Here is a 17,341-nt window from a genome sequence, read left to right on the forward strand (position 1 = left end):
ACGGCCTCGGATGCGGGCGTCTCCTCCGCAGCCGGGGCCTCCTCGATGATGGCGTGCGCGTTGGTACCGCTGAGGCCGAAGGACGAGACGCCCGCCCGGCGCGGCTCGCCGCCCTGCGGCCACGGCGTAGCCTCGGTCAGCAGCCGGACGGCACCGGACTCCCAGTCGACGTGCGTCGACGGCTCGTCCACGTGCAGGGTGCGGGGCAGCAACTCGTGCCGCAGCGCCAGCACCGTCTTGATCACCCCGGCCATGCCGGCCGCGGCCTGGGTGTGGCTGAGGTTCGACTTGACCGAGCCGAGCAGCAGCGGCGTCTCGCGGTTCTGTCCGTACGCGGCCAGGAGTGCCTGGGCCTCCACCGGGTCGCCGAGCACGGTGCCGGTGCCGTGGGCCTCGACCACGTCGACCTGGTCGGGCGCGAGCCGGGCGCTGCGCAGCGCCTGCTCGATCACCCGCTGCTGGGAGGGGCCGTTGGGGGCGGTCAGGCCATTGGAGGCGCCGTCCTGGTTGACCGCGCTGCCACGCACCACGGCCAGCACCCGGTGGCCGTTGCGCCGGGCCACCGACAGCCGCTCCAGGACGAGCACGCCGACGCCCTCGGACCAGCCGGTGCCGTCCGCGGAGTCGGCGAAGGAGCGGCAGTGGCCGTCGGCGGCCAGTCCGCCTTGGCGGGCGAACTCCACGAAGGTGGTGGGGGTGGACATCACGGTGACGCCCGCGACGAGCGCCAGCCCGCATTCCGCGGCGCGCAGCGACTGGGCGGCCAGGTGCAGGGCGACCAGCGAGGAGGAGCAGGCGGTGTCGACGGTGACGGCCGGACCGACGGCGCCGAACACGTACGAGAGCCGGCCGGAGATCACGCTGGTGGCGTTGCCGGTCAGCACGAAGCCTTGGACGTCGTCGTCCGGGCCGGTGCGGTAGTCCTGCGGCATCGCGCCGACGAAGACCCCGGTGCGGGTGCCGCGAATGGTCGTGGGATCGATGCCGGCCCGTTCGAAGGCCTCCCAGGAGGTCTCCAGCAGAACGCGCTGCTGCGGGTCCATCGAGAGCGCTTCGCGGGGCGAGATGCCGAAGAAGCCGGGGTCGAAGTCGGCGGCGCCCTGGAGGAACCCGCCCCGGACGTCGACCGGCCCGTCCGCCGGGTCGAGTTCCCAGCCGCGGTCGGCCGGCAGGCCGGTGATGCCGTCCTCGCCGGCGACCAGCATGGCCCAGAGGTCCTCCGGGCTCGCCACCCCGCCGGGGAAGCGGCAGCTCATGCCCACGATCGCGATCGGCTCGCGGGCAGCCGCCTCCAGTTCCTCCACCCGCTGCCGGGAGCGCTGGAGGTCCGCGCTGGCCCGCTTGAGGTAGTCGCGGAGCTTCTGTTCCTTGTCCATCATCGACGCAACCCATCTGGAAGACCAGCGAACGGCAGGGGGCCCGCTGTGGACGGCCCGCGTGCCCCGCACGCGCGGCGCTCGCATTCCCGCACTCCGCGATCAGTCTCGATCGGTCCGGCACGGGAAATCCCTAGGGTCTTCCGACGGCCGGGGGCGGCGCGCGGACTCTAGGGATTTGCCGGGCGTTCAGGCCGGATCGTCGGAGGCGCGAGCCCTGGGTACGGTCCGTCGGACGTGCCGACGGGCCACCGACGTCGACGAGGACCACCGCCATGCCCGAATCCGTCCCGCACGGCGACCTGCCGAGACCGCTGCAGCCCACCGAGGACGCCGCGGACGAGGCGGCGGAGAAGCTCGACGCACTCGACGAGCAGCTGATCGCTCAGCTGGTCCGGCGGATCCGGCTGGGCCGGGGCCACCAACTGAGCCGGCGCGCCGCCGGGTTGCCGACGACCAGTCTGACCCAGGAGAACGCGATGCTGCGCCGGTACGTCGCCCGGCTCGGCGATCCGGGCGCCGGGATCGCCCTGGCGATCCTGGAGCTCTCCCGGCCGCCGTCCGCACCCGCTGCCGAACGGCAGTAGGGCGGTGGGGAACCGAGCCGCCCCGGCTCCCCACCGCCCGACCACGCGGGTGCGCCGTCACCAGCGCGCGCCGGTGAGCACCTCTCCGTAGTCGCGGGCGAGCCGGGCCTGTTCGAGGTCGGACTCGACCATCATCCGCATGAGTTCGGGGAAGTCCACCGTGGGCTCCCAGCCCAGCGTGCGGCGCGCGTTGTCCGCGTCGGCACAGAGCGTCTCCACTTCCGCGGGACGCACCAGCGCCGGGTCGACGGTGACGTGCTCCTCCCAGTCCAGCCCCACGCACTCGAAGGCGATCCGGGCCGCGTCGCGGACGGAGTGCATCCGGCCGGTCCCGATGACGTAGTCGCCCGGCTCGTCCTGCTGGAGCATCAGGTGCATCGCCCGGACGTAGTCCCCGGCGAAGCCCCAGTCGCGGACGGCGTCGAGATTGCCGAGCAGCAGCCGGTCCTGCAGGCCGAGCTTGATCTGCGCGACCGCGAGGGAGATCTTCCGGGTCACGAACTCCGCACCGCGGCGCGGGGACTCGTGGTTGAACAGGATCCCGGACACGCCGTACATCCCGTACGACTCGCGGTAGTTGCGGGTGATGTAGTGCCCGTAGGTCTTCACCACGCCGTACGGGCTGCGCGGGTGGAACCGGGTGTCCTCGTTCTGCGGGGTCTCGGCGACCATGCCGAACATCTCGGAGCTGGACGCCTGGTAGAACCGGATCTGGCCGGCTCCGCCGTTCGTCGCCGCGGGCTTGTTGATCCCGCTGACCATCCGGATCGCCTCCAGCACCCGCAGCACGCCGGTGCCGTTGACCTCGGTGACGAGTTCCGGCTGGCGCCAGGACATCGGCACGAAGGAGATCGCCCCGAGGTTGTACACCTCGTCCGGCTGGACGGCGTCGACCGCGGAGACCAGGCTGCCCTGGTCCATCAGGTCGCCGTCGACGAACCGCAGGTCCGGGATCAGCCGGCTGACCCGGTCCTTCCGCGGGTTGGCCTGCCCCCGGGTGAGGCCCCAGACCTCGTACCCCAGGGAGATCAGGTGCTCGGCCAGGTATGACCCGTCCTGGCCGGTCACCCCGGTGATCAGTGCACGCTTGGACATCCGTTCTCCTTCAGCCACTGCTCGCGGACCGCTCTCGACCCGGCCAGCGAACCACTGGCGCGGCTAAGGAATTTGCGAGACTTCCCGCCCGCCCGGCGGGCGGGACCGAACGAGCGTTCCGGGCTCCGTCATCCGTCCTCGGGCCGGAGCACGGAGGTCACCGCGCGTACGCAGCCGAGCAGCGAGTCCGCCGATTCCCACCCGCCGGGGCGCCAGAGCAACAGGTCCGTTCCGTCCACGCGCCAGCTGAACGGCTCCGGCGCTGAAGCAAGCTTGCATACGCCCGGGGCCGAGAGCACCCGCCTGGCCTGGTCCGGATCGGCCGCGTAGCTCTGGTGACGGCGGTCGAAGTCCGCCTCCCCACTGCTGATCCGGCCCTCGGGCACCGGCTCGACGACGAGAACGGAGTGGAAGGCGCGTTCGTGCCGCACCTCGATGCCGTCGACCGGGGTCGGCAGCGACACCACCGCGATCCCGTAGACGTGGGTCGCGCCGTTGTACCGGCAGCTGTACCCGGCCGCGGTGAGCGGCAGGTCGCCGACCACGCCGCCGACCTGGTCGGCGAGCCGCTGCACGGCGCCGTAGTGGAAGGGCGGACCGGCCACCGGGAGCCGGGAAACGGTGAACCCGGGCCTGGGCCTGAACCCGTGGTGCTGCATCAGTTCACCCGCGAGCGCCCCGGCCCGGCGTCGCCCGCGGAACGCGTCGAGGCGCGGCGCGGTGAGCACCAGGGAGACCAGGGCGAGGAAGAACACGAGCGGAACGACGACGTCCATGGCGCGCTCCAGTGATCGGGACCACGTCGGCAGCGCCACCCGACCGCACAGAGGCGCGCGCGACCTTCACGCCGACCAGACTTCCCGGCACACCACTACCGACTGTACGCGGTCGGACACCGGGCGCAAGAGGCCCTGCGCCCCCGCGCCGGTCCGAACTCGCCCGAAGGACACGGCCGTTGCCGCCGCGCACTGAACCGGCCCGCTCTCACCCCGTGGGTCGACACCGCCTTCGAGCAGGCGTTCGGCGGTTACCCGGCCGACCTGGCCATCCACCCACTGGTGGTCAGGGGCCACGCCCGGGGCGGCCCTGACGCCCTCGGCCGCTGACGCCGAGGGCATCGACATGCGCCGCCCGTCGGCGCACACCTCCCCGCGTTCCGACGGCCGGGTCGGTATCGTCCGCCGGGATGCCCCTGGTCTGCGGACCGGCAGCCCCGCACGGAGGAGGTCCACCATGGCCGACAGCGGCTCCCCGGCGCGGCAGCCGGACGTTCCCGCTCCGGGCGTGCACGACTCCGTGCGTCCGGCGGTGGTGATCGCCGCGCTCGGGGTGGTCTTCGGCGACATCGGGACCAGCCCGATCTACACCCTCCAGACCGTCTTCGACCCGAGCGACCCGCACCCGGTCCCGGTCACGGCGGAGAACGTGTACGGGGTGGTCTCGCTGGTGTTCTGGTCGGTCGTGATCATCGTCCTGGTCACCTACGTGTTCCTGGCGATGCGCGCCGACAACGACGGCGAGGGCGGCATCATGGCCCTGATCACCCTGCTGCGGCGGTCCGGTTCGCCGCGCGGCCGGCGGACCACGGCCGTACTGGCCGCACTGGGCATCTTCGGCGCCTCGCTGTTCTTCGGCGACAGCATGATCACCCCGGCGATCTCGGTGCTGTCGGCGGTCGAGGGGCTCAAGGTCGTCGAGCCGTCACTGGAGAGCGCCGTCGTGCCGCTCACCGCGGTGATCATCGTGTTGCTGTTCCTGGTGCAGCGCAGGGGGTCCGCGGCGGTGGGCCGGCTGTTCGGACCGGTGATGATCGTCTGGTTCGTCACCATCGGGGCCTGCGGCGTGACCGGCATCGCCGACCACCCGCAGATCCTCAGGGCGCTGTCACCGGGTTACGCCCTGGGCTTCCTGTTCGGCCACTTCGGCACCGCATTCTTCGCGCTGGCCGCCGTCGTGCTCGCGGTCACCGGTGCCGAGGCGCTCTACGCCGACATGGGGCACTTCGGCCGCCGGTCGATCACCCGGGCCTGGCTGGTCCTCGTCTTCCCCGCCTGCATCCTGAGCTACCTCGGTCAGGGCGCGCTGATCCTCGCCGATCCGGCCCACGTGAGCAGCCCGTTCTTCCTGCTCGTCCCCCACTGGGGACGGCTGCCGATGGTCGTCCTGGCCACGGCCGCGACGGTGATCGCCTCCCAGGCGGTGATCACCGGCGCCTACTCGGTCACCTCCCAGGCCGCCCAGCTCGGTTACCTGCCGAGGCTGCGCATCGCACACACCTCCGAGTCCACCGTGGGCCAGATCTACGTCCCATGGGTCAACTGGCTGCTGATGGTCTCGGTGCTCACCCTGGTCTTCGCCTTCCGCAGCTCCACGGCGCTGGCCTTCGCGTTCGGCATGGCGGTCACCGGAACCATCACCATCACCACCCTGCTCTTCTTCTACGTCGCGCGGGCGAGGTGGGCCACCCCGGTCTGGCTGCTCGTCTCCGGCGCGACGGTGCTGCTCACGGTGGACCTGCTGTTCGTGGCGGCCAACGTGACCAAGCTCGTCCACGGCGCGTGGCTGCCGCTGCTGATCGGCGTCACCGTCTTCACTGTCATGACGACCTGGCAGCGCGGGCGCGAGGTCGTCACTGCCGAGCGGGCACGGCACGAGGGCCCCTTGCCCGAGTTCGTCGACCGCCTGCACAGCGGGGCGGTGCCGGCGCTGCGAGTGCCCGGCACCGCCGTCTTCCTCAACCGGGGAAAGCAGACGGCGCCGCTGGCCATGCGGGCCAACGTCGAGCACAACCACGTCCGGCACGACCACGTCGTCATCCTGTCCATCGAGACCGAGCCGCTGCCGCGTCTCCCCGACGACCGGCGGCTCGCCGTCGACGACCTCGGATACGCCGAGGACGGGATCATCCACGTCACCGCCCGCTTCGGCTACATGGAGACACCGGACGTGCCGGGCGCGCTCTCGATGCTCGACCCCGCCCGGACCGAGGGGCCGTTGCAGCTCGACCAGGCGTCCTACTTCCTGTCCACGATCGAGCTGCGACGGGGAAAGGCCCCGACCATGGCGCCCTGGCGCAAGCGGCTGTTCATCGCCACCTCGTACATCACGGCCGACGCCGCCGAGTACTTCGGTCTCCCCCGCGACCGCACGGTCATCATGGGCGCGCACATCGAGGTGTAGGCGCGTCTTCCGCCGTCCGTCGGGAGAGCGCACCGAGGTCCGACCGCCGCTGCGAGGCCGTCAGCCGTTGCCCGGACAGCGGGTCCGAGTCAGTCGACGATCTCCTGGTAGACCGTGGTCCAGAAGTCCTGAGCGAGCCGCGCCGCGTGCGGGACGGACATCCCGACCTGGGTGAGCAGGATGCCGACGAGCCGGTTCTCCGGGTCGGCGTAGGTCGTGGTGCCACTCCCGCCGTCCCAGCCGAACTGACCGACGGGCGCGTAGTCACCGCGGTAGGTGCGCACCGCCATGCCGAAGCCCCAACCGCCGTGCTGCCCCTGGCCGTACGACACGTGGACGTTGTCACGGGCCATTGCCGTACGGGTCGCGGTCTGTTCGGGTGTGAGGCGGTTGCCGGTCATCAGCTCGACAGCGGGCCGGGACAGGATCCGCTCACTCCCCTGCATGCCCCGGTTCAGGAGCATCCGGAAGTAGGCGTGGTAGTCGTCGACGGTGGAGACCAGCCCGCCACCGCCGCCCGGGAACGCCGGCGGCCGGCTCCAGCGTCCGTTCGCCGGCTCGTCCCACACGGTGAACTCCCCGGTCTGCGGGTCGGGGGCGTAGAGGGGCGGAAGTCGGTCGATCCGGTCGGCGGGCACGTGGAAACCGGTGTCCTTCATGCCCAGCGGGCCGAAGACGCGCTCGCGCAGGAACGTCTCGAAGGACTGGCCCGCAACCCTGGCGACGAGCACACCGAGCAGGTCGCTGGCGATGTGGTACTGCCACTGCTCTCCGGGCTGGTGCATCAGCGGAAGCGTCCCGAGGCGGCGCATCCACTCGTCCGGTTCGGGCATCGGCGTCGGCAGATCGGGCGTGAGCCCCTGCTCGAAGACCGCGTTCATGATCGGGGTCCCCAGCGAGGTCATGTCCATTCCGAGCCCGAACGTCGAGGTCAGAACGTCCCGCACGGTGATCGGGCGGCGCGCCGGCACGGTGTCGTCCAGCGGGCCGTCGATCCGCTTCAGTACCCGACGGTCGGCGAGCTCGGGCAGCCACTGCTCCACCAGGTCGTCCAGCCGCAACCCGCACTCGTCCAGCAGGACCATCGCCGCCGCCATCGTGACCGGCTTGGAGGTCGAGGCCATCCGGAAGATCGTGTCCCTGCGCATCGGCGGACCGCCGTCGTGGCTCATCGTCCCGATCGCTTCGACGTACGTCTCGTCGCCCCTGCCGACCAGCGCGACGAGTCCGGGGATCCGCCCGGAATCGACGTGGCGCGCCAGTACGTCGCGCACCTTGCGCAGCCCCGCTTCGGAGAAGCCGCCGCTGCTCTTTCCCATCATGGATCTCCCCCTGTGAAAGCGTTCGCGAATCACTGAACAATGATGAAGCTACATTGCGTTCAGATATACGTCAACGTGACACCGGCGCCAAATACCAAGCCAGATGCGGCACATTGACTTTCGTTGCATTGGCTATGACATCAAATGCAATGACCGGTCGAGCCTTCCGTTGCAATGAGATGGGAGTGAACGCATCCTGTACGGCGGGGGCGAGCGGGAGCACGGTCGACGCGCACCGGGCGCCAGCACCGCAGCCGGTCCCCGATGCGGCTCGGTACCGACGAGGTGACGGCCGGCCAACTCGGCCATCTGCTCGGGGCCATGTCGATGCCGTCGGTGTCCGGCTGGTTGACCCTCTGCCACCGCCGGACGGCAAGCGGGGTCCTGCCCCGGGTGGATAATCCCTTCCGTGACTTCAGGAACAGCCCGCCACAGGTGGCGGTCCGCGCTCCGCGCCTTCGTTCTCTTCCTCGTGTGCGGTGGGACCGCTCTCTTCGTCTTCGGGATGGTGGCACACCGTCCTGGTGGTACGGCGCCGTGGGGCGGGCTCCTGTTCGGGGCGGCCGTGTGTGCGACGCTCACCGTGGTGCTCCCGCCGCGGCGACGCCGTTGAACCTCCTCCGCGAGAGCCCGACGGGTCACGGGGTGCCGAGGGCGGCTTCCTCCCGGTCGAGGTCGTGCTGGAGGCGGCGGCGGGTGGTGTCGCTGATGCGGTGCTCGTCGTAGAGGCGGTGCAGTTCGGCGCTCTGGATCGCGATGACCTCGTGGCGCAGCTGGCGGTAGGCGGCGTCGGCGGTGGTGCCGTCGGGTGTCTCGGCGCTGCGGTCGAGGCGGGCGGTGAGGCCGCGGCGGACCCGGTCGAGTGCGGTGTCCGGTACGGCCTCCAGTTCGGCGAGGTGTTCCACGTGGTGGAGGGCGGCGCGGTTGAGGGTGTCGCGGGCGTCGTCCTCCTCGCGGGCGGTGTGTTCGGGTTCGAGGGCGAGGCCGGAGCGGTTGACGACGGCGGCGAGGGTGAGGCCCTGGCCGACGAGGGTGAAGACGACGACGGCGGTGGTGAGCACCAGGACCAGGGGTCGTCCGGTGAGCTTGGTGCCGTCGTCGGCGAGCAGCGGGATGGACAGGGCGGCGGCGAGCGGCATGACGCCGCGGGTGCCGGCCCAGGTGACCACTCCGGCGACCCGCCAGGAGAGCCGGCCCCGGCCCTGGCTGGGCTTGACGGCGCGGGTCAGCGGCAGCGTGGAGAGGACCCGCACCGCGATCAGTACGGCGGCCAGCGCGAGCGCCTGCAGTGGCCACCAGCCGGTGCCCGGGGGCAGGTCCCGTACCAGGGTGGGCAGTTCCAGGCCGATGATGGAGAAGACGACGCTCTCCAGCAGGAACACGACCACCGCGTACACGGCGTGCAGCTGGAGGCGGATGTGGGCGTCGGTGAGCCGGTGGCCGGAGCGACCGAGCAGCACGCCGGCGACGACGACCGAGGTGACGCCGGAGGTGTGCGCGGACTCCGCGAGGACGTACGCCGCGTACGGGGTGACGAGGGCGATCACCGTCTCCAGGACGGGGTCGGTGGTGCGGCGGCGCACCAGCCACACCAGTCCGGCAACGGCGGCGCCGACCACGCTGCCGCCCCCGCCGAGCAGCAGGAACTCCCCGCCCGCCGCGGGCAGGCTCACCGAGGCTCCGACCGCTACCGCGATACCGACGGCCACCTTGAACAGCACCAGCGAGGTGGCGTCGTTGAACAGGCTCTCCGCCTGCACCAGGACCTGGAGGCGCCCGGGCAGGGCGAGGCGGCGGCCGAGCGCACTGACGGCCACCGGGTCGGTGCTGGAGAGTACGGCGCCGAGCACGAAGGCCATCGCGGGCGGCAGGCCGGCGACGGCGACGGCGGTGAAGCCGACGGCTGCGGCGGAGGCGAAGACGAGGCCGAAGGAGAGGATCGTCACCGGGCGCCACACGGTGCGCAGGTCGCGCAGCGACAGTTCCTCGGCGGAGGCGTACAGCAGGGGCGGCAGGACCACCGTGCCGATGATCTGCGGCGGGACGTGCAGCGCGGGGACACCGGGTATCAGCGCCACTCCGATGCCCGCCAGGACCAGCAGCGACGGCGCGGGAACGCGCAGGCGCCCGGCGAAAGTGGCCACGGCCGTGGCCAGCACCACCAGGACGAGAACGATCGCCACAACGTGCATCGGTGGAGGACCCCATCGCAAGAACCGGGGTCACCGCCGCCGATCGCCGCAGTCGTCCCCCGCGCCGACCAGGCTTCCCGGCACACCTGTGGTCATCTTATCGGAGCATTAGCGGAGATCGACGGGGTGGAATCGCCGGACACCGGAGTGCCGGCGGCACGAACGACGAGCCGGGCGTCCGGGCCCCTGGCCGCCTCGACACTCCGACTCAGGCGAACTCGCGCAGACGCGGCCGCACTCCCAGCGCGGTCAGGGCGAGCGCCACCGCCAGCGCTGCCGCGCCCAAGCCGGCGGTGGTGGCGTCGAGGTCGTCGTCAGTGTCGGCGACCGCTCCGTCGAAGGCGCGCTGGTTGATGGCCTGGTTGTCGTCCAAGGCGGCGCTGAGGACGCCGAAGTCGGCGTTGGACTGGCCCGGGGTGAGACCGGTGTTGTAGGTGACGGCCTCCTTGAGCCTGCCCTGGGCGTTCAGCTCGCGGATCTTCCGGTCGTCGCGCTGGTACTGCTGGAAGGCGGCCAGTACCCGTTCCGCCGCGTCCTGTTCACCGGGGAAGGTGATGTTGCGCAGTTCGTCGCCGAGGTACCCGCCGAAGCCGACCTGGCCGTGGTCGGCGCGGTGCTTGTCGGCGAGGGCGGCGAGCCGGTCGTCGTACGTGGCGAGGCCGGCGCCGTCGACCCGGGCGAAGGACTGGGTCTTGTCGAGGAAGCTCTGCTCGTAGGCGGCAGCCCGGGCGGGGTCGGTCAGGTAGCGGCTCTCGTCGGCGTTGAGGTCGTACGCCACTGCGCGTGCCCGGCTGAGGGCGATCACCGAGTCGAAGGAGTTGCTCTTGGCGACCACCAGGTGGTGGTCCGCCCGGGAGGTCAGCGTCAGCGCGGTGACCAGGCCCACCAAGGCCAGCAGACTCGTGACGGCCAGCGGCACGTTCACCAGCCGCCGGAACCGCACGGCGAGCACCCGCTGCAGCAGTCCGAGCGCACCCAGCACGACCAGGCCGGTGAGCAGGATCCACCACCAGCCGCCGGCCAGGGCGTCACGCTGGTCCGCGTAGTTGTGTTCCACGACGGCCGCGTTGGCCTTGGTGACGTCGTCGACCGCCGGCAGCAGGCGCTGGCGCAGCAGGTCGGTGGCCTGCCGGTAGGCGGCGAGGGCGTCCGCCGAGGGGCGGCCGGCCGGGGCGTGGGCCTGGTCCTCCAGCAGCTGGGCTTGGGCCACCAGGGCCTCGTAGCGGCCGAGTTCACCGATGACGGTCTGCACGGCCCGCTGTCCGGCCTCGTCACCCGCCACTGCCTCCGCGACGCGCTGCAGGTCGGTGTCGGCCTGGGTGCGCCGCTGCTCGTAGGTGTCCAGCGTCTCCTTGCGCGGCGCCGTGTAGTCCGGATCGGCGCCGAACAGCAGCAGGTTCGCGGCCTGGGCGTCCATGTCGTTGAGCGCGAAGTACAGGTCCGCCGAGCGCACCACCTGCGGGGCGGCCTCGTGACCGATCACGTCCGTGCCGTCCCGGGCCCCGCCCAGGACGGCGCCGGCCGCCGCTCCGGCGGCGAGCAGCGCCGCCAGGCAGAGGCCGGTGAGGGCGCGCACCAGGCGCGGGGTGTTCCACCACGCCCGGCTGCGCCAGGAGCTTCCGGTCCAGTGCCGGGGGGCGCGCGGCCCGGGTGGTGGTGCGGCTGTCTCCTGTCGCGCCGTCTCCGACGCGACTGTTTTCCTCATGACCGCCGTACCGCCCGACGTTCCCGTTGGCATCGCCGCGCGCCCCCTCCCCTGTTTCTCACTGGCCGCCGAACCTGTCCCGGAGGAACCCGCCGGGGGTCGGGGTTCGGCAAACGGTTCGCCGCCAGGCCCCACGCCCGGGCAGCGAACCGTTTCCTCGCAGCTCACACTAGGTACGGCCGAACACTTGTCCGCCCGCCCTGACGGCTCCTTGACGCGGCCGACGGCCATCTTGACGCAGTATTGGCGGCACCTCAGCGGGAGATCGTCCACTGCTGCTCGGCGGACCCGTCGCAGGTCCACACGCCGAGCGTCTTCCGGTCCTCGTGGTAGGTCAGGCAGTCCTGGTCACTGATCCTTATCTGGTAGGTGTCGCCCGTGATGTTGAGGACCTCCCACTTCTGCTCCGCCCCGCCCTTCCAGCCGTTGACGTCGGCGAAGTAGGTGCCGGTGTTCTCGGTGAGCTCCGGGCCGAGGCCATTGGTGATCCGGTAGCGGCCGCCACCGGCGTCCTTGAAGGTCCAGCGGGAATCGGCACCGCCGAGCTTGCCGGCGATCACCGTCGAGCCCGGAGCCTCACCGGTGGCGACGGCGCCGAGGCCGTTGACCGTCCGCAGGTACACCGGGGTGTCCAGCGGCGGGCGGCCCGAACCGGACGGCTTGCCGGGCTTGGCGGGCTCGCCGGGGTGAGCGGGCTTGCCGGGCTGGATCGGGACGCCCGGCGTGGCCGGCTCGCCGCCCTTGGGGACGGCGGGGACGGCCGGGACCTCGGGCGACGCCGGCCGGCCGGGCTGGGCCGGGGTGCCGGACGGAACGGCGCTGGTCAGTGTCCGTCGGAAGTTCACCACGGCGTCGGTGTGGTTGTACCGCTGGCCGGGGCGGCTGGTGCCCGGCGGGTAGGCCCAGTTGTGCTCGCGGGAGGACCGGTCGAACAGACCGTAGAACGCCCAGTTCCCCCAGCCGCCGTCGAAGCCGTTGGCGAACATGCCGCCGCCGTGGAAGATCCAGATCCGGTAGGTCTGGTCCTCGCGCGAGGTCTGGTCGCGGTAGGTGACGTCGTACGTGAAGTCGACGTCCTCCAGGTGCTCCTCGTAGTTGTGGACGTACCACGGATCCCCGAAGGCGTTGTTGCCCTTGATGTCGAAGATCATGACGTTGTAGTAGCCGCCGGTCTTGTTCACCAGTAGGTCGAGCAGGCCCTTGACGAAGCCCTCGCGGGCCAGCCGCTTGGCCTCCCCGCTCTGCTGGGCCGCCTGGATGCACCACACGAAGGCGGTGGAGCCCGGCGTCACCACGTTCGCGGCGTTGCAGTTCTCCTTGACCGGGTCGGAGCTCCCGTCGGCCGCCGCCGGCCCGGCCAGGCCCGCGACGGCCAGGGTGCTGAGGCCCACGGCCACGGCCGCCGGCTTGATCCTCGACAACACGTGCTCTCCTTCGAATTCGGACCCGAACGGATCCGGTCGGAAAGCACGATGGCAGGGCGGAACGTCGAATCCGGGATTCCGTCGGTGATCCTGACGGGATCCATGCGAAGTGGATCAAGGAGGCGTAGATTCCGTTGAACGCCCTTGCCTGACAGGCCCGTTGTTACGTGCAGGGGCCGCATGCCGGATGCAGCCGGGTCAGGGCTGGAACCGGTACCCGATCCCGGGTTCCGTGATCAGGTGGCGCGGACGGCCCGGGTTCGGTTCGAGCTTTCGCCGCATGCTGGAGAAGTAGACCCTCAGGTAGTTGCCGTTGCCCTCCGCGTCCGGGCCCCAGACCTCGGTCAGGATCTGCTTTCCGGGCACCAGTCGGCCCGGGTTGGCCAGCAGCAGCGCGAGGATCTTCCACTCGGTCGGTGTCAGTCGGACCGGGCCGGCCGGGCCGGTGACCGTGCTCGCGGCGAGATCGACCTCGTACGGTCCGATCCGTGTCGTTGGCTCGGGCGCGGGCGGGGCGGGCCGGCGAAGAACGGCTCGGAGCCGGGCGAGCAGTTCGTCGACGACGAACGGCTTGGTCACGTAGTCGTCCGCTCCCGCGTCGAACGCCCGGAGCTTGTCCTCGATGTCGGCCCGGCCGGTCAGCACGATGATCGGCACGGCCAGCGTCGAGCGGATGCCGTGGATGACGTCCACCCCGTCGAAGTCCGGCAGACCGAGGTCCAGTACGACGGCGTCCGGCGGCACCCGGCCCGCCGAGTCGAGGGCTTCCTGGCCGATGGCAGCGGTGAGCACCGAGTAGTGCCGGGCCTGGAGGTTGATCCGCAGGGTGCGCAGCAGCGCCGGCTCGTCGTCGACGACGAGGATGTGGCTCACCGGTCGGCGCTCCTCTCCGGCGAAACGGTGCCGGGCTCCTCGATCCGCGTCTCCGGCACCGCCGGCAGGGTGAGCAGCATGGTGGTGCCGCCGCCGGGGGTGTCCTCGACCTCCAGGCTGCCGCCCATGGCCTCGGCGAGGCCGCGGGACAGCGCGAGGCCGAGGCCGACGCCGGTGGTGTTGTCGGTGTCGCCGAGGCGCTGGAAGGGCAGGAAGACCCGGTCGCGGTCCTCGGGGGCGATGCCGGGGCCGCGGTCGATCACCCGGACCTCGACCTGGTCGGCGTGGTGGCTGGCGGTGACCAGGACGGGCGCGCCGGGGGCGTTGTGGCGCAGCGCGTTGGTGATCACGTTGGCGAGCACGCGTTCCAGCAGGGGCGGGTCGGCGAGCACCGCCGGGGCGGTGTCCAGGTCCAGGGGCTGGACGGGCGCGTATGGGTCGGTCAGTGAGTCCATGGCGCGCATCAGCACTTCTTCCAGCGGGACGGGCGCCAGGTGGAGGGTGAGTGCGCCGGCCTGGAGGCGGCTCATGTCGAGCAGGTTGTCGACCAGACGGGTGAGCTTGACCAGCGACTCGTCGGCGGTGGCGAGCAGTTCGGCCTGGTCCTCGGGCGAGAACTCGACGTCGGGGCTGCGCAGCGAGCCGACCGAGGCGCGGGCGGCGGCGAGCGGGGTGCGCAGGTCGTGGCTGACGGCGGCGAGCAGGGCGGTGCGCATCCGGTCGGCGGCCTTGATCGGTTCGACCTCGGCGGCGACCACGGCGAGCCGGTCGCGTTCCAGGGCGGCGGCGACGTGCGCGGCGAAGGCGGTGAGCACGCGCTGGTCGGCGGCGGGAAGCCGGCGACCGGTGAGCACCAGGAGGGCCCGTTCTCCGACGGCCACCTCGGTCGACTCCTGGCCTTCGATCTCCTCCACCCCGCCCGCCTCGGAGTCACTGCGAGCGATCGTCTCTCCCGTGAGGCTGTCGAGCAGAGCGACGGAGTCCATCCCGAACGCCGTCCGGGACTTCTCCAGCAGGGCGGGCAGCGCGTCGGCGCCGCGCAGCACGCTGCCGGCCAGGGTGGAGAGGGTCTCGGCCTCGGCGGTGGCGCGGGCGGCCCGGGCGGTGAGCTTGCCGGCATGGTCGACCACGGTGGAGACGGTGAGCGCGACGGTGGCGAAGACCACCAGGGCGACGATGTTGTTGGTCTCGTCGATGGTCAGGGTGTGGAGGGGCGGGATGAAGAAGTAGTTGAGCAGCACCGAGGCGATGACCGCGGCCACCAGGGCGGACAGCGCACCTCCCAACAATGCGACGCCTACGACGCCGAGTTGGAAGATCAGTGCGTCGGTGGTCAGGTTGAGTGTGCTACGGAACGGCGACAGTGCGGCGGTGAGCAGCAGGGGGACGATCAGGCCGGCCAGGTAGCCGGCGATGGTGCGGCGGCGGGAGTGGCGGCGGCCGAGCGAGGGCAGCCGGCCGCGGCCGGTGAACTCGTGGGTGACCATGTGGACGTCGATGTCCTCGGAGGCGTCCACGGTGGTCTGCCCGGTGCCGGGGCCGGTGAGGAAGCGGTTGATCCGGCCGCGGCGGCTGGTGCCGAGCACGAGCTGGGTGGCGTGGTGGGCGCGGGCGAAGGCGAGCAGCGCGGTGGGGATGTCGTCTCCGACGACCACGTGGTAGCTGCCGCCGAGGTCCTCGACCAGCTGTCGCTGCTGGGCGAGCGCGCCGGAGGAGGCGCCGGCCAGGCCGTCGCTGCGGGTGACGTGGACGGCGAGCAGGTCGCCGCCGGCCGTCCGGTCGGCGATCCGGGCGGCGCGGCGGATCAGGGTCTCGCCCTCGGGGCCGCCGGTGAGGGCGACCACGACGCGTTCGCGGGTCTCCCAAACCCGGTCGATGCTGTGGGCGGCGCGGTAGTCGCGCAGTCCCTCGTCGACCCGCCCGGCGACCCACAGCAGGGCGAGTTCGCGCAGGGCGGTCAGGTTGCCCACCCGGAAGTAGTTGGACAAAGCTGCGTCGACCTTCTCCGCCTTGTAGACGTTGCCGTGGGCCATCCGGCGGCGCAGCGCCTGCGGGGCCATGTCGACGAGCTCGATCTGGTCGGCCCGGCGGACCACCTCGTCCGGGACGGTCTCGCGCTGCGGGATGCCGGTGATCTTCTGAACGACGTCGTTCAGCGATTCCAGGTGCTGGACGTTCACCGTGGTGATGACGTCGATCCCGGCGGCGAGCAGTTCCTCCACGTCCTGCCAGCGCTTGGCGTGCCGGCCGCCGGGGATGTTGGTGTGCGCCAGCTCGTCGACCAGCACGACGGACGGGCGGCGGGCGAGCACCGCGTCGAGGTCCATCTCCGCGAACTCGGCGCCCCGATAAGCCCGTCTGGTGCGCGGGATCACCTCCAGCCCTTGCACCAGGTCCTCGGTGAACCGCCGCCCATGGCACTCGATGAATCCGACCACCACCTCCGCTCCACGGTCCTGTCTGCGATGGGCCTCGTCCAGCATCCGGTAGGTCTTGCCGACCCCGGGGGCGGAACCGAGATAGACCCTCAGCCGGCCACGGCGGTGCACGGTGCCGGGGGCGAGGTCGCGGGCCATGGGCGCTGCTCTTTCCTTGTGTCGCTGGCAGGTTGGTGGTGCGCAGACATGGGCGACCGACCCGGGTGCGAGGGGTCTACTCCCCCGCGCCCGGGTCGGTCTGGTCACTCGGCAGGCTTATGGAGAGTCATCACTTCTGCTCGCCGAGCGCCTTGTTGAGCAGGACGACGTTGACGCCGTCCTGGCCGAGGAAGCCCAGCGAGCGGCCCTCGGTGTACGTGTCGACGAGCTGGTTCACCTTGTCGACTGGCAGGTTGCGGGCCTTGGCAACTCGGTTGACCTGTTCCTTGGCGTAGGCCACGGAGATGTGCGGGTCGAGGCCGGATCCGGAGGCGGTCAGCGCGTCGGCCGGGACGCTCGCCGGGTCGACGCCGTCGAACGCGGCGACGGCGGCGCGGCGGTCGTTGACGGCCTTCAGCAGGTCCTCGCTGTTCGGGCCCTGATTCGAGGCACTGGACGAGGAGGCGTCGTAGCCGGTCCCGGCGGCGGAGGGGCGGGGCTGGAACCACTTCAGGTCCGGCTGGGCCTCCTCCTTCGGGTCGTCCGGGTTCGCCTTGGGCAGGTTGAAGTTCTGGCCGATCAGGCTGGACCCGATCTCCTTGCCGTCGGCCTTCACGATCGAGCCGTTCGCCTTCTCACTGAACGCGACCTGGCTGATCCCGGTCACCAGCAGCGGGTAGGCGACTCCGAGGATCACCGTCAGGACCAACAGGATCCGCAGTGCGGTGAAGTGCGTGCGCACGGTGGTGGGCAGGGGCTTGGACATCGGATTCTCCTCTCTCAGCTCAGGCCGGGGATGAACTGGACGATCAGGTCGATCAGCTTGATGCCGACGAACGGCACCACCAGACCGCCGAAGCCGTAGATCCCGATGTTGCGGCGCAGCAGGGAACTGGCGTCGGACGGGCGGTACTTCACGCCGCGCAGGGCGAGCGGGATCAGGCCGATGATGACCAGGGCGTTGAAGATGATCGCCGAGGTGATCGCGGACTGGGGGCTGTGCAGGCCCAT

General features: G+C 71.3%; 12 protein-coding genes and 1 pseudogene (1 of these 13 running past the window's edge). 2 read left to right on the forward strand and 11 right to left on the reverse strand.

Annotated elements, in window-relative coordinates; genetic code table 11:
- A protein-coding gene (locus ACIRST_RS17445) for a type I polyketide synthase (protein WP_402803026.1) crosses the window boundary here: on the reverse strand, positions 1-1,376 show its beginning. 26,551 nt of this gene lie to the left of the window's left edge; the window shows 1,376 of its 27,927 coding nt (coding positions 1-1,376); its start codon is at positions 1,374-1,376; the stop codon falls past the left edge of the window.
- Positions 1,377-1,651: 275 nt separating this feature from the next.
- Between ACIRST_RS17445 and ACIRST_RS17450 the strand changes: the two genes are divergently transcribed.
- Entirely contained in the window at positions 1,652-1,963 is a 312-nt protein-coding gene (locus ACIRST_RS17450; RefSeq protein WP_402803004.1) for a hypothetical protein, read from the forward strand.
- 57 nt (positions 1,964-2,020) lie between these two features.
- Here the strand turns inward: ACIRST_RS17450 and ACIRST_RS17455 are convergent, their stop codons facing one another.
- Together ACIRST_RS17455 and ACIRST_RS17460 are read right to left on the reverse strand one after the other, a co-directional pair.
- A complete protein-coding gene (locus ACIRST_RS17455; RefSeq protein ID WP_402803005.1) occupies positions 2,021-3,058 on the reverse strand; it encodes a GDP-mannose 4,6-dehydratase in 1,038 nt (345 codons plus the stop codon).
- A gap of 128 nt (positions 3,059-3,186) precedes the next feature.
- Positions 3,187-3,834, reverse strand: a complete 648-nt coding sequence (locus tag ACIRST_RS17460) for a hypothetical protein (RefSeq protein WP_402803006.1) — start codon at positions 3,832-3,834, stop codon at positions 3,187-3,189.
- 457 nt (positions 3,835-4,291) lie between these two features.
- Here ACIRST_RS17460 and ACIRST_RS17465 point away from each other — a divergent pair, with 457 nt between their 5' ends.
- Entirely contained in the window at positions 4,292-6,238 is a 1,947-nt protein-coding gene (locus ACIRST_RS17465; RefSeq protein ID WP_402803007.1) for a potassium transporter Kup, read from the forward strand.
- A gap of 89 nt (positions 6,239-6,327) precedes the next feature.
- Here the strand turns inward: ACIRST_RS17465 and ACIRST_RS17470 are convergent, their stop codons facing one another.
- From ACIRST_RS17470 to ACIRST_RS17505, 8 genes and pseudogenes are all read right to left on the reverse strand, one after another.
- A complete protein-coding gene (locus tag ACIRST_RS17470; RefSeq protein WP_402803008.1) occupies positions 6,328-7,557 on the reverse strand; it encodes a serine hydrolase domain-containing protein in 1,230 nt (409 codons plus the stop codon).
- A 641-nt stretch (positions 7,558-8,198) separates the two neighbouring features.
- On the reverse strand, positions 8,199-9,752 hold the full coding sequence (locus ACIRST_RS17475) for a Na+/H+ antiporter (RefSeq protein WP_402803009.1): 1,554 nt from the start codon (positions 9,750-9,752) through the stop codon (positions 8,199-8,201).
- 208 nt (positions 9,753-9,960) lie between these two features.
- A complete protein-coding gene (locus ACIRST_RS17480) occupies positions 9,961-11,457 on the reverse strand; it encodes a hypothetical protein (RefSeq protein ID WP_402803010.1) in 1,497 nt (498 codons plus the stop codon).
- A gap of 254 nt (positions 11,458-11,711) precedes the next feature.
- The gene (locus tag ACIRST_RS17485) at positions 11,712-12,878 is read right to left on the reverse strand and encodes a hypothetical protein (RefSeq protein ID WP_402803011.1); all 1,167 of its coding nucleotides are present in this window, start codon (positions 12,876-12,878) and stop codon (positions 11,712-11,714) included.
- Positions 12,879-13,079: 201 nt separating this feature from the next.
- Complete coding sequence (locus ACIRST_RS17490; protein ID WP_402803012.1) at positions 13,080-13,754, reverse strand: response regulator; 675 nt, start codon at positions 13,752-13,754, stop codon at positions 13,080-13,082.
- Positions 13,751-16,330, reverse strand: coding sequence for an ATP-binding protein (locus tag ACIRST_RS17495; RefSeq protein WP_402803013.1), 2,580 nt, complete (start codon positions 16,328-16,330; stop codon positions 13,751-13,753). The genes ACIRST_RS17490 and ACIRST_RS17495 overlap by 4 nt, the downstream gene beginning before the upstream one ends.
- Positions 16,331-16,460: 130 nt before the next feature.
- The gene (gene kdpC / locus ACIRST_RS17500) at positions 16,461-17,096 is read right to left on the reverse strand and encodes a potassium-transporting ATPase subunit KdpC (protein ID WP_402803014.1); all 636 of its coding nucleotides are present in this window, start codon (positions 17,094-17,096) and stop codon (positions 16,461-16,463) included.
- A 14-nt stretch (positions 17,097-17,110) separates the two neighbouring features.
- Positions 17,111-17,341 (reverse strand): annotated as a pseudogene (locus tag ACIRST_RS17505) (potassium-transporting ATPase subunit B); the annotation flags it as partial.

Origin of the sequence: Kitasatospora sp. NPDC101447 (genome assembly GCF_044767225.1) — a bacterium.
In the GTDB taxonomy this organism is placed as follows: Bacteria; Actinomycetota; Actinomycetes; order Streptomycetales; family Streptomycetaceae; genus Kitasatospora.

Coding starts and splice junctions, on each gene's coding strand:
- ACIRST_RS17450 (WP_402803004.1), top strand. CDS start 1,652: ATGCCCGAATCCGTCCCGCACGGCGACCTGCCGAGACCGCTGCAGCCC.
- ACIRST_RS17455 (WP_402803005.1), bottom strand. CDS start 3,058: ATGTCCAAGCGTGCACTGATCACCGGGGTGACCGGCCAGGACGGGTCA.
- ACIRST_RS17460 (WP_402803006.1), bottom strand. CDS start 3,834: ATGGACGTCGTCGTTCCGCTCGTGTTCTTCCTCGCCCTGGTCTCCCTG.
- ACIRST_RS17465 (WP_402803007.1), top strand. CDS start 4,292: ATGGCCGACAGCGGCTCCCCGGCGCGGCAGCCGGACGTTCCCGCTCCG.
- ACIRST_RS17470 (WP_402803008.1), bottom strand. CDS start 7,557: ATGGGAAAGAGCAGCGGCGGCTTCTCCGAAGCGGGGCTGCGCAAGGTG.
- ACIRST_RS17475 (WP_402803009.1), bottom strand. CDS start 9,752: ATGCACGTTGTGGCGATCGTTCTCGTCCTGGTGGTGCTGGCCACGGCC.
- ACIRST_RS17480 (WP_402803010.1), bottom strand. CDS start 11,457: ATGAGGAAAACAGTCGCGTCGGAGACGGCGCGACAGGAGACAGCCGCA.
- ACIRST_RS17495 (WP_402803013.1), bottom strand. CDS start 16,330: ATGGCCCGCGACCTCGCCCCCGGCACCGTGCACCGCCGTGGCCGGCTG.
- kdpC (WP_402803014.1), bottom strand. CDS start 17,096: ATGTCCAAGCCCCTGCCCACCACCGTGCGCACGCACTTCACCGCACTG.